At 52.7% G+C, this 12,609-nt stretch carries 6 protein-coding genes, 1 tRNA gene and 3 rRNA genes; 1 reads left to right on the forward strand and 9 read right to left on the reverse strand.

The window, feature by feature from the left end; genetic code table 11:
* Positions 1-7: 7 nt before the first annotated feature.
* The 5 genes from aceA to GC090_RS19120 all read right to left on the reverse strand — a co-directional run bounded on the left by aceA (position 8) and on the right by GC090_RS19120 (position 6,053).
* A complete protein-coding gene (aceA, locus tag GC090_RS19100; RefSeq protein WP_058702324.1) occupies positions 8-1,309 on the reverse strand; it encodes an isocitrate lyase in 1,302 nt (433 codons plus the stop codon).
* 17 nt (positions 1,310-1,326) lie between these two features.
* The gene (gene aceB / locus GC090_RS19105; RefSeq protein ID WP_324020638.1) at positions 1,327-2,925 is read right to left on the reverse strand and encodes a malate synthase A; all 1,599 of its coding nucleotides are present in this window, start codon (positions 2,923-2,925) and stop codon (positions 1,327-1,329) included.
* A 262-nt stretch (positions 2,926-3,187) separates the two neighbouring features.
* Positions 3,188-4,117, reverse strand: a complete 930-nt coding sequence (metA, locus tag GC090_RS19110; RefSeq protein ID WP_033738928.1) for a homoserine O-acetyltransferase MetA — start codon at positions 4,115-4,117, stop codon at positions 3,188-3,190.
* Positions 4,118-4,255: 138 nt separating this feature from the next.
* Positions 4,256-5,014 carry a substrate-binding domain-containing protein gene (locus GC090_RS19115; RefSeq protein ID WP_324020639.1) on the reverse strand — a complete coding sequence of 253 codons (759 nt, stop codon included), beginning with the start codon at positions 5,012-5,014 and terminating at the stop codon, positions 4,256-4,258.
* The gene (locus GC090_RS19120; protein WP_110268089.1) at positions 4,983-6,053 is read right to left on the reverse strand and encodes an ABC transporter substrate-binding protein; all 1,071 of its coding nucleotides are present in this window, start codon (positions 6,051-6,053) and stop codon (positions 4,983-4,985) included. Before GC090_RS19120 ends, GC090_RS19115 begins: the two co-directional genes overlap by 32 nt.
* Positions 6,054-6,636: 583 nt before the next feature.
* On the opposite strand from GC090_RS19120, the gene GC090_RS19125 reads away from it, so the two are divergent.
* Positions 6,637-6,855, forward strand: a complete 219-nt coding sequence (locus GC090_RS19125; protein WP_006122329.1) for a YdgH/BhsA/McbA-like domain containing protein — start codon at positions 6,637-6,639, stop codon at positions 6,853-6,855.
* Positions 6,856-7,425: 570 nt separating this feature from the next.
* Here the strand turns inward: GC090_RS19125 and rrf are convergent.
* The 4 genes from rrf to GC090_RS19145 all read right to left on the reverse strand — a co-directional run bounded on the left by rrf (position 7,426) and on the right by GC090_RS19145 (position 12,472).
* Positions 7,426-7,541 (reverse strand): 5S ribosomal RNA (rrf, locus tag GC090_RS19130).
* A gap of 103 nt (positions 7,542-7,644) precedes the next feature.
* Positions 7,645-10,550: ribosomal RNA gene (locus GC090_RS19135) — 23S ribosomal RNA — on the reverse strand.
* 213 nt (positions 10,551-10,763) lie between these two features.
* Positions 10,764-10,838 (reverse strand) — tRNA-Glu (locus GC090_RS19140).
* 92 nt (positions 10,839-10,930) lie between these two features.
* Positions 10,931-12,472: ribosomal RNA gene (locus GC090_RS19145) — 16S ribosomal RNA — on the reverse strand.
* The 16S, 23S and 5S rRNA genes sit together here with 1 tRNA gene alongside, the layout of an rRNA operon.
* Positions 12,473-12,609: the final 137 nt, after the last annotated feature.

The following is a 12,609-nucleotide window of genomic DNA, read 5'->3' on the forward strand; positions in this document are numbered from 1 at the left end:
ACTTCACTCAAAACTGATGCTCTTCGGTCGATCCGGTCAGGGCCGTAACGGAGGACTGACCGCCCTGAATAATCGTGGTGACCTGATCGAAATAGCCGGTGCCCACTTCCTGCTGATGCGAGGAAAAACTGTACCCCCGCTCCCGGGCAGCGAACTCTGGTTGCTGGACTTTTTCAACATAGTGACGCATGCCTTCGCCCTGAGCATAAGCCTGTGCCAGGTCGAACATGTTGAACCACATGCTGTGAATACCGGCCAGGGTAATGAACTGGAAGCGATAGCCCATCTCACTGAGCGCCTGCTGAAAGGCCGCGATGGTGCTGTCGTCGAGGTTCTTTTTCCAGTTAAACGAAGGCGAACAGTTGTAAGCCAGCAGTTTACCGGGAAAGCGGGCATGGATGGCTTCGGCGAAGCGCTGCGCCATCGCCAGGTCGGGCGTCGACGTTTCACACCACAGCACGTCAGCATAAGGCGCATAAGCCAGACCGCGGCTGATAGCCTGCTCAATGCCGGCATGAGTGCGGTAGAAGCCTTCCGCGGTACGATCGCCACGGATAAACGGACGGTCATAGTCATCGCAGTCAGAGGTGATCAGGTCAGCGGCATCGGCATCCGTTCGCGCCAGCAGAATGGTGGGAACACCCATCACATCGGCGGCCAGGCGTGCAGCAACCAGTTTCTGTACGGCCTCCTGGGTAGGTACAAGTACCTTGCCTCCCATGTGGCCGCATTTCTTCACGGCCGCAAGTTGATCTTCAAAGTGGACCGCTGCGGCCCCTGCGCTGATCATCGCCTTCATCAGTTCAAAGGCATTCAGCACGCCACCAAAGCCCGCTTCGGCATCCGCCACGATGGGCAGAAAATAGTCGATAAAGCGGCTGTCGCCCGGTTCAATGCCGTTGGCCCATTGAATCTGATCGGCACGTTGAAAGGTCTGATTAATCCGGGTGACAACCTCAGGCACCGAGTTCACCGGATACAGCGACTGATCGGGATACATTTGCCCCGCCAGATTGGCATCGGCGGCTACCTGCCAGCCAGAGAGGTATATGGCTTCTATTCCGGCTTTGGCCTGCTGCAATGCCTGACCGCCGGTTAAAGCGCCGAGGCTATTGACGTAACCTTTGCGCGCGCTGCCATTAAGTAATGACCAGAGTTTACCGGCACCCCGCTCGGCCAGCGTACAGGCTGGCAGAACTGAACCGCGCAGCGAGATAACATCTTGTGCGCTGTAAGGGCGGGTAATTCCCTGCCAGCGTGCTTCCTGCCAGTCTTGTTCGAGTTGCTGAATCTGTTGTGTACGTGTCATGGCAACCACTCCTTATGTCAGGGAAGCAGGCGATAGCCCGGCAGAGTAAGAAAAGGAACCAGTTCGTTTTCGGTAGTGATTTGCGCCATTAATCGCGCTGCTTCCTCATAACGACCTGAACTGAACGTCTTATCACCCAGATTCATCTGCAGCGTGTGCAACTCATCGTTGAGCAACTGCTGAAACAGCGACGCCGTGACCTGCTGCCCATCGCGCAGGGTTTTCTTGTGATGGATCCATTGCCAGATAGAGGTACGGGCGATTTCGGCGGTGGCGGCATCTTCCATCAGGCCGTCAATAGGAACGCAGCCGTTGCCGCTAATCCAGGCTTCGAGGTATTGCAATGCCACACGGATATTGGCGCGCATCCCTGCTTCCGTTCGATCGCCTTCGCAGGGCGCCAGAAGCTGTTCGGCCTGCACCGGAGCGTCTTCGTGGCGCAGAACATGAAGCTGATTGGGGTGATCGCCCAGCGCCTGGTTAAACACCGCCATTGCGGTATCGGCCAGGCCTGGATGTGCGATCCAGGTGCCATCATGTCCGTTACTGGCTTCGCGCTGCTTGTCTTCCCTGACGCGCTGCAACACCCACTGATTACGTGCGCTGTCTTTACTGGGAATAAGCGCTGACATACCGCCCATAGCAAAGGCACCGCGGCGATGACACGTTTTAACCAGCAACCGCGAGTAAGCATCCAGAAAAGGCTGAGCCATGGTCACGGACTGACGATCAGGGAGAACCCGATCTTCATGTTCCCGTAATGTTTTGATGTAGCTGAAAATGTAATCCCAGCGCCCGCAGTTCAGGCCTACGATATGATCGCGCAGATTCCACAGAATCTCGTCCATCTGAAACACGGCGGGCAGCGTTTCAATTAAGACTGTGGCTTTAATTGTGCCTCGCGCCAGATCAAAACGATCCTCAGCGAAGCTAAAGATCTCTCGCCACCAGGCCGCTTCCTGCCAGCTTTCCGTTTTAGGCAGATAAAAATAGGGACCGCTACCTTTCGCCAGGAAATTCGTGACGTTATGAAAAAAGTAGAGTGCAAAATCAAACAGTCCGCCAGGAATGGCATTGCCCTGCCAGCTGACATGTTTCTCTGACAGATGCAGTCCGCGTACCCGACACATCAGGACAGCCGGATCGGCGCGAAGCTGGTAGATCTTGCCTGTCTCGCTGGTATGAGACAATGTGCCAGCCACGGCTTCACGCAGGGTTTGCTGCCCTTCCATCAGCTTTTCCCAGTTCGGTGCCAGGGAGTCCTCAAAGTCAGCCATAAATACTTTTACGTTCGCATTCAGGGCATTAATTACCATTTTGCGATCCGGCGGTCCGGTAATCTCCACGCGACGATCCCGTAAATCCGAGGGAATACCGCGAATCGTCCATTCTCGCTCTCTGATGGAAGCCGTTTCCATTTCGAAATCAGGTAACGACCCGGCATCGTACTTTTCTTGTCGTGCCTGTCGCGCCGCTAATAACGTATCGCGTTGGGGGGCAAAACGGATAACCAGATCCTGTAAAAACGCGACGACCTCTTCAGTAAGTAGCTGTTTTTCAAGATGATAAAAGGGCTTCTGGAAGTGTAATTCGTGGGTAATAACTGAGTCTGTCATGCTTGCTCTCTCCTGTTTACAGGCAGATCAACATGGTCGATCCACAAATAGGGTGATTAGTGAGCTACAGGATCAGAGCATATGTATTTTAAATTTAAAATCAAAAACTATTTCCATTTTAATTAAATATTATATTTATATCATTGAAATTTATGGTTTTATTTTTACTTTCCTTTAGGTAATGCCTTTCAAAGCTTTTTAAGGACGAAAAAAAACCGTGTTGCCAGCCAGCTAACACGGTTCAGTTGTAATGAAAGTGCGCTTATTCCAGCGTCGGATTCATATGGCGCAGATCAAACGGCGTAATTTGATAGACGTAATAGTTCAGCCAGTTTGAAAACAACAGGTTTCCATGGCTACGCCATGTGGCGCGTGGATGACGCTGCGGATCATCGTGGGGGAAGTAATTGTACGGCACGTCAGGGTTCAGCCCTGCGTCATAGTCGCGCTGAAACTCTCCCGCCAGTGTTAACGCATCATATTCCGGGTGACCCGTAACGAACACCAGCCTCTTGTCCTTGCTTGCCATCAGGTAGGCACCGGTTTGTTCCGATTCAGCAAATAATTCCAGATCGGTGTAATCGGTGATCAGCTGAGTGGGGAAATCCGCATAACGCGAATGCGGAGCGAGAAAATTATCATCGAATCCCCGCGTCAGTAAGGCATGGGGATGAAGAATCTGATGTTCAAATACGCCTGCAAGTTTCGTCTGTCGGGTTTGTTTAGGAATACCATACAAAATATTCAGTGCTGCCTGTACAGCCCAACAGACAAACAGGGTCGAGGTAACATGATCTTTCGCCCACGCCAGCACCTGCTGTATCTGGGGCCAGTAGGCGACATCGTTAAATTCAACCAGGCCCAGCGGCGCACCTGTAACGATTAAGCCATCATAGTTATCGTGCTGGATGTCCTCAAAGTTACGGTAGAAATTATTAAGGTGATCGCTGGGTGTGTTACGCGATTCACGGCTGTCGATACGCAGCAACTGGACATCAATCTGCAAAGGTGAGTTAGAGAGCAAGCGCAGGAACTGGTTTTCGGTCTCAATCTTTTTAGGCATCAGATTAAGTACCAGAACTTTAAGTGGGCGGATCTCCTGAACACTGGCGCGCGACGACGTCATCACGAAGACATTTTCGTTACGTAAAAAATTCACTGCCGGTAATTCATCGGGAACCCTGATTGGCATGACTTAATCACCTCTTGTAACCATATATACGTTTAGACATCCAGACAGCCAAAGATAACGGCTCTTTTGCTAAATGTCGAGTCTGCATATCGACAGGTGAAAAAGTTTCAAGGCACTGTTACAGCCCGCACTGGTGGGTCAGAGACAGGCTTTACCTTGTGCGGGCTTTCTGGAACCATACGGTGGCAAAAAACCGTAACGCCGCAAAATACGCTGTGCCTCATCTGTATGGAGGAAGGCGGCAAGCGGTATGGCGGAGGGTGAAAGAGTGGCCCAGCCGTATTGCGCCCGTACGTTGTAAGCAGGGGGAATATTAAGCACCAGAAGGGACTGGTGATGTCTCAGGCGGGGCGCATAACTGGCATAGCCAATAAAGAGTTCAGCGTAGCCTTCATCAATGAGCCACTGGGCTGCCAGTCTGCCAACAGGAACAGGCAGACTGTCCGGGCCACCAACCAGGGCATTTGCTTTGTTCCGGATTCGGCTGCCCTGACCGGGATATCGCTGTTCAATGTTTTCGAATAACTGCCACGTGTAATCCCCTGAGGGATCGTACAGAGGCGTTGAGGTTGCCAGCCGTAAATCATCACGTTGCAGTAATGACAGCCAGTCGTCTTCTGCAGAGACATCCTCCCGCCTGGCAGTCAGACACAGCCTGTTATCGATGAAATGACCGGTGTCCTCTGCCAGACCTTGTCGCGACAGGCTTGTGGGATGCTGCAGGTTGGCCGAAACAAATATGTCACCGACTTCACCCTGTTCGATGCGCTGACGCAGTAAACCAGCCGGGCCATAATGTGTTTGTGTCGTTATGCCGTATTCCGCGCTGAACGCGGCAACCAGCACCGGCCACACATCGCGCAGACTACCGGCCGCCAGAATCTGGAGAGGTTTCATGATAGGCGGTCCGGTAAAAGCGGCGATACCAGCGGTCGGCCCGCTGCTGCATATCCACATCGCGGAATTTGTCAGGATAGAGTTTTTTCGCCATCCACAGTTCACCTAACCCTATGGCTTCTGGCATCGGATAGCCCCATGCCTTGGCATAGTCAGGCATCAACCAGACACGGTGATGTTTGACAGCATCAATGGTCTGCCAGAGCGGATCGTGCTGAATCGCCTGAACAACCTGCGGATAGCGGTTCTGCACAAAAATTACCTGCGGATTCCAGACCACCACCTGTTCCATGCTGACCTGCCTGAAACCCTGAATAGTCGATGCTGCCACGTTCAGTGCGCCAGCATGGGCCATCATCAGCCCCGTATATTTCCCGGCACCGTATGTCGTCAGACTGGGATTGGCCATATAGGCGCGTACACGCTGCTGTTCAGGGAGATCGTGGAGACGATCAGTCACCTCTTTACGCCCCGCAAAGGCTGCTGAGATGAGAGCTTTGGCCTGCTGCTGCCTGTTCACCACCTCACCTATCAGGGTGATGCCTTCCTTTATCCCGAGATCGTAGGCCTTATCTTCATTTTGCATACTGGGATTAATTTCGCCCTGCTGCCCGGCGTCATCGTGACGCAGTGAAATCGCCAGTACAGGAATGCCCAGTGCGGAGATCTGGTCAATCATCTCTTTCGGCGCATAGTTGGTGACGAATACCACCTGTGGATGCAGTGCAATTAGCTTTTCCAGATCAACATGGGTCAAATCACCCAGCATTGCTTTATGCGTCAGCTCAGGCACCAGCGTTGCGTAATTGTCCCCTAACTGCTGTTTCCAGTTAGCCAGTATCCCTACGATTTTATCTGTCGCATTTAACTGCACCAGAAGATTCAGCGTCTGGTGCTGAAGCACAACTACGCGATCAACCCGATCCGGGATTGTAACGTTACGACCAAGCTGATCGGTCACGATGCGGCTGGCGTAGCTGTTCCATGCGGTAAAGATAAGTAAGCCTGTAAAGACGAGGTGATTCGGTCTGATTTTCAATGAGGGTCCCCTGTATCGTAATGTATTTGATTATATAGCGATGCACCGCGACAAGGTAAACAGTGGATGCGCCTGTCGTTGTCGCGGGTTTGCGTGGCAGGGATGACTGTCGGTGTCGTGGCGTTTTCGATGCAGGGCGCGCCTGACAGACAGCGCCAGCCCATTGGTTCGGTTTGCTGACCCTGAAATGCGCGTATGCCCTGACATCGCTCTGCATGCTGATATCCACTTAAGAGGTCATGTTTTTAGCTGAGACAAACTACAAAAGATGAGAATAAATCGGTAAATTGGTGCGTACTCAGCAAATACGCTTTATCCTGGTGCATTTAACCTGTTTACTCATGATTAGGGCCTGGAAATGTCATTTCAAAATAACGTCCCGATTGTTGAAATATGTTATTTCCGTATTAAATCCCTACACAGTTAACCTGATGATATTCACTTTTACACACTGCAATTAATCTTATCAGCTTGATATTAATTAGAGCACACGACGTTAATTTTAGATCGCGTTCCTTTTGCTAATTTGATTTTAACGGAGCCAGACAGACTCCTTCATCAACCGGAATCAAGGGGTAATGTTATGAAAATCAATAAAGTATCATCAGCCGCTGCGGCTGTAGCATTGACACTGATGTCTTTTGGTTGTTTCGCCGCAGAAACGGTCTCTGCCACCTCGTTAACGCTGGATGGCGCGGTTTCTAAAATCGCCAGACAGGCTAAACAGCAGGGCGAGCATTTTAAAGTGATTAGTGCTGACACGAATAACTACGCACACGTCACCGCTGAATTATATAAATAATGTCAGTAAGTGAAATAAAAAGCCGGTTTTAAAACGCCTCCCGGCGCTTTAATTACCGGCTTTTCAAACTTTTTTATTCATATCTTACCGTGCCGACGTATATTTCCCTGCATTAACACATAATTAAATCACCAGTATTTAGCCCCTGTACGTCCCATCTTTTCTTCCAGTAAAACGAATGCGCCCAAAGTCACGTTAAGCACAGACATAACCGTTTCTTGGATCACGGCAGGGGTGACGCGTTCGTTTGATTTACTGGTTTTGATATTGAAAGAGATCGGATGTCATAACGTCGGGATGATGGCAGGCTTACCCTGTTTCACGACAATATTTAAATTCAGGAAAGGAGGCGGAAATACGTCATAAGCCATCGTTTCATCGCGTTGCTATAAACGGGATGAGAATGGGCTGACAGTCGACGGAGGGTTCCGGCATAACGGTTCCGCGCGCCCGGTCAGGCAGCAACAGAGATCTGTGAAGCCCGCAGAGGTCCGGCAGCCCCCGCCCTCCCCGGACGACGGACGTAAAAAAGCCCCGTACTTCCGTACGGGGCTTCTTCACCTGATTGATGCCTGGCAGTTCCCTACTCTCGCATGGGGAGACCCCACACTACCATCGGCGCTACGGCGTTTCACTTCTGAGTTCGGCATGGGGTCAGGTGGGACCACCGCGCTACAGCCGCCAGGCAGATTCTGTCTGCCGCACCGCCCCCTCGGGCCGCACGGCGTTATCCGGTAAACAAGGCTGAAAATTCTTCTGTCTCTCAAACCAAAACGCCTCTGGCGTTGTAAGGTTAAGCCTCACGGGTCATTAGTACCGGTAAGCTCAACGCATCGCTGCGCTTACACACCCGGCCTATCAACGTCGTCGTCTTCAACGTCCCTTCAGGAGGCTCGAAGCCTCAGGGAGAACTCATCTCGGGGCAAGTTTCGTGCTTAGATGCTTTCAGCACTTATCTTTTCCGCACTTAGCTACCGGGCAGTGCCACTGGCGTGACAACCCGGACACCAGCGGTGCGTTCACTCCGGTCCTCTCGTACTAGGAGCAACCCCCCTCAATTCTCCAGCGCCCACGGCAGATAGGGACCGAACTGTCTCACGACGTTCTAAACCCAGCTCGCGTACCACTTTAAACGGCGAACAGCCGTACCCTTGGGACCTACTTCAGCCCCAGGATGTGATGAGCCGACATCGAGGTGCCAAACACCGCCGTCGATATGAACTCTTGGGCGGTATCAGCCTGTTATCCCCGGAGTACCTTTTATCCGTTGAGCGATGGCCCTTCCATTCAGAACCACCGGATCACTATGACCTGCTTTCGCACCTGCTCGAGCCGTCACTCTCGCAGTCAAGCTGGCTTATGCCATTGCACTAACCTCCTGATGTCCGACCAGGATTAGCCAACCTTCGTGCTCCTCCGTTACGCTTTGGGAGGAGACCGCCCCAGTCAAACTACCCACCAGACACTGTCCGCAGCCCGGATCACGGGCCCACGTTAGAACACCAAACATTAAAGGGTGGTATTTCAAGGACGGCTCCACGCAGACTGGCGTCCACGCTTCAAAGCCTCCCACCTATCCTACACATCAAGGCTCAGTGTTCAGTGTCAAGCTGTAGTAAAGGTTCACGGGGTCTTTCCGTCTTGCCGCGGGTACACTGCATCTTCACAGCGATTTCAATTTCACTGAGTCTCGGGTGGAGACAGCCTGGCCATCATTACGCCATTCGTGCAGGTCGGAACTTACCCGACAAGGAATTTCGCTACCTTAGGACCGTTATAGTTACGGCCGCCGTTTACCGGGGCTTCGATCAAGAGCTTCTCCTTACGGATAACCCCATCAATTAACCTTCCGGCACCGGGCAGGCGTCACACCGTATACGTCCACTTTCGTGTTTGCACAGTGCTGTGTTTTTAATAAACAGTTGCAGCCAGCTGGTATCTTCGACTGGCCTCGGCTCCGGGAGCAAGTCCCTTCACCTACGCGCCAGCGTGCCTTCTCCCGAAGTTACGGCACCATTTTGCCTAGTTCCTTCACCCGAGTTCTCTCAAGCGCCTGGGTATTCTCTACCTGACCACCTGTGTCGGTTTGGGGTACGATTTCGTGTTACCTGATGCTTAGAGGCTTTTCCTGGAAGCAGGGCATTTATCACTTCAGCACCGTGGTGCCTCGTCGTCACGCCTCAGTGTAAAGTGCACCGGATTTGCCTGGCGCACACACCTACACGCTTAAACCGGGACAACCGTCGCCCGGCCGATATAGCCTTCTCCGTCCCCCCTTCGCAGTAACACCAAGTACAGGAATATTAACCTGTTTCCCATCGACTACGCCTTTCGGCCTCGCCTTAGGGGTCGACTCACCCTGCTCCGATTAACGTTGAACAGGAACCCTTGGTCTTCCGGCGACAAGGTTTTTCACCTTGTTTATCGTTACTTATGTCAGCATTCGCACTTCTGATACCTCCAGCATGCCTCACAGCACACCTTCAACGGCTTACAGAACGCTCCCCTACCCAGCAACGCTTACGCGTCGCTGCCGCAGCTTCGGTGCATGGTTTAGCCCCGTTACATCTTCCGCGCAGGCCGACTCGACCAGTGAGCTATTACGCTTTCTTTAAATGATGGCTGCTTCTAAGCCAACATCCTGGCTGTCTGTGCCTTCCCACATCGTTTCCCACTTAACCATGACTTTGGGACCTTAGCTGGCGGTCTGGGTTGTTTCCCTCTTCACGACGGACGTTAGCACCCGCCGTGTGTCTCCCGTGATAACATTCTCCGGTATTCGCAGTTTGCATCGGGTTGGTAAGCCGGGATGGCCCCCTAGCCGAAACAGTGCTCTACCCCCGGAGATGAGTTCACGAGGCGCTACCTAAATAGCTTTCGGGGAGAACCAGCTATCTCCCGGTTTGATTGGCCTTTCACCCCCAGCCACAGGTCATCCGCTAATTTTTCAACATTAGTCGGTTCGGTCCTCCAGTTAGTGTTACCCAACCTTCAACCTGCCCATGGCTAGATCACCGGGTTTCGGGTCTATACCCTGCAACTTAACGCCCAGTTAAGACTCGGTTTCCCTGCGGCTCCCCTATACGGTTAACCTTGCTACAGAATATAAGTCGCTGACCCATTATACAAAAGGTACGCAGTCACACCACGAAGGTGCTCCCACTGCTTGTACGTACACGGTTTCAGGTTCTGTTTCACTCCCCTCGCCGGGGTTCTTTTCGCCTTTCCCTCACGGTACTGGTTCACTATCGGTCAGTCAGGAGTATTTAGCCTTGGAGGATGGTCCCCCCATATTCAGACAGGATACCACGTGTCCCGCCTTACTCATCGAACTCACAACTCATGCACCTTTGTGTACGGGAGTATCACCCTGTACCCTGCGACTTTCCAGACGCTTCCACTGATGCACAAGCTGATGCAGGTTCTGGGCTCCTCCCCGTTCGCTCGCCGCTACTGGGGGAATCTCGGTTGATTTCTTTTCCTCGGGGTACTTAGATGTTTCAGTTCCCCCGGTTCGCCTCATGCCGCTATGTATTCACTGCATGATAGTGTGACGAGTCACACTGGGTTTCCCCATTCGGGTATCGCCGGTTGTAGCGGTTCATATCACCTTACCGGCGCTTATCGCAGATTAGCACGCCCTTCATCGCCTCTGACTGCCAGGGCATCCACCGTGTACGCTTGGTCGCTTAACCTCACAACCCACAGGCGTTTTGCGCTTGCGTGTCGTGAGCTTTTGAGAGACCCGAACGCATCGTGCTGTGTTCCTTATTACGGAGGAACACGACGTGCGTCGTTTCAAATTTTCAGCTTGTTCCGGATTGTTAAAGAGCAAATATCTCAAACGTGACCCTGAGGCCAGTTTTGAGATACTTCGTGGAGACACCTTTCACCTGTCACCAAGCAAGTGGCGTCCCCTAGGGGATTCGAACCCCTGTTGCCGCCGTGAAAGGGCGGAGTCCTAACCGCTAGACGAAGGGGACACGTACGTGTGTCTCGGCTTCGCAGCCGTCTTGCTTCTTCAGCTTTCTATCAGACAATCTGTGTGAGCACTGCGCACGAAGGTATCTTCAGGTAAGGAGGTGATCCAACCGCAGGTTCCCCTACGGTTACCTTGTTACGACTTCACCCCAGTCATGAATCACAAAGTGGTAAGCGCCCTCCCGGAGGTTAAGCTACCTACTTCTTTTGCAACCCACTCCCATGGTGTGACGGGCGGTGTGTACAAGGCCCGGGAACGTATTCACCGTGGCATTCTGATCCACGATTACTAGCGATTCCGACTTCACGGAGTCGAGTTGCAGACTCCGATCCGGACTACGACGCACTTTATGAGGTCCGCTTGCTCTCGCGAGGTCGCTTCTCTTTGTATGCGCCATTGTAGCACGTGTGTAGCCCTACTCGTAAGGGCCATGATGACTTGACGTCATCCCCACCTTCCTCCGGTTTATCACCGGCAGTCTCCTTTGAGTTCCCGACCGAATCGCTGGCAACAAAGGATAAGGGTTGCGCTCGTTGCGGGACTTAACCCAACATTTCACAACACGAGCTGACGACAGCCATGCAGCACCTGTCTCAGCGTTCCCGAAGGCACCAATCCATCTCTGGAAAGTTCGCTGGATGTCAAGAGTAGGTAAGGTTCTTCGCGTTGCATCGAATTAAACCACATGCTCCACCGCTTGTGCGGGCCCCCGTCAATTCATTTGAGTTTTAACCTTGCGGCCGTACTCCCCAGGCGGTCGACTTAACGCGTTAGCTCCGGAAGCCACTCCTCAAGGGAACAACCTCCAAGTCGACATCGTTTACGGCGTGGACTACCAGGGTATCTAATCCTGTTTGCTCCCCACGCTTTCGCACCTGAGCGTCAGTCTTCGTCCAGGGGGCCGCCTTCGCCACCGGTATTCCTCCAGATCTCTACGCATTTCACCGCTACACCTGGAATTCTACCCCCCTCTACGAGACTCAAGCCTGCCAGTTTCAAATGCAGTTCCCAGGTTAAGCCCGGGGATTTCACATCTGACTTAACAGACCGCCTGCGTGCGCTTTACGCCCAGTAATTCCGATTAACGCTTGCACCCTCCGTATTACCGCGGCTGCTGGCACGGAGTTAGCCGGTGCTTCTTCTGCGGGTAACGTCAATTGATGAGCTTATTAACCTCACCACCTTCCTCCCCGCTGAAAGTACTTTACAACCCGAAGGCCTTCTTCATACACGCGGCATGGCTGCATCAGGCTTGCGCCCATTGTGCAATATTCCCCACTGCTGCCTCCCGTAGGAGTCTGGACCGTGTCTCAGTTCCAGTGTGGCTGGTCATCCTCTCAGACCAGCTAGGGATCGTCGCCTAGGTGGGCCGTTACCCCGCCTACCAGCTAATCCCACCTGGGCACATCCGATGGTGTGAGGCCCGGAGGTCCCCCACTTTGGTCTTGCGACGTTATGCGGTATTAGCTACCGTTTCCAGTAGTTATCCCCCTCCATCGGGCAGTTTCCCAGACATTACTCACCCGTCCGCCACTCGTCACCCGAGGAGCAAGCTCCTCTGTGCTACCGTCCGACTTGCATGTGTTAGGCCTGCCGCCAGCGTTCAATCTGAGCCATGATCAAACTCTTCAATTTAAAGTTTGATTTGCTGCAACCAGTGCAGCGATGCTCAAGGAAAACGTCGTAATGAATTTCACTACGTGTTCACTCTTAAGACTTGATATTTTTTTTGCGTCCGGAGACGCGGATATCAATCCTGCGAGTGCACACAC

Source organism: Pantoea sp. JZ29 (assembly GCF_035190385.1).
GTDB classification, from domain to species: domain Bacteria; phylum Pseudomonadota; class Gammaproteobacteria; order Enterobacterales; family Enterobacteriaceae; genus Pantoea; species Pantoea stewartii.

Coding starts and splice junctions, on each gene's coding strand:
- GC090_RS19125 (WP_006122329.1), top strand. CDS start 6,637: ATGAAAATCAATAAAGTATCATCAGCCGCTGCGGCTGTAGCATTGACA.
- aceA (WP_058702324.1), bottom strand. CDS start 1,309: ATGACACGTACACAACAGATTCAGCAACTCGAACAAGACTGGCAGGAA.
- aceB (WP_324020638.1), bottom strand. CDS start 2,925: ATGACAGACTCAGTTATTACCCACGAATTACACTTCCAGAAGCCCTTT.
- GC090_RS19115 (WP_324020639.1), bottom strand. CDS start 5,014: ATGAAACCTCTCCAGATTCTGGCGGCCGGTAGTCTGCGCGATGTGTGG.
- metA (WP_033738928.1), bottom strand. CDS start 4,117: ATGCCAATCAGGGTTCCCGATGAATTACCGGCAGTGAATTTTTTACGT.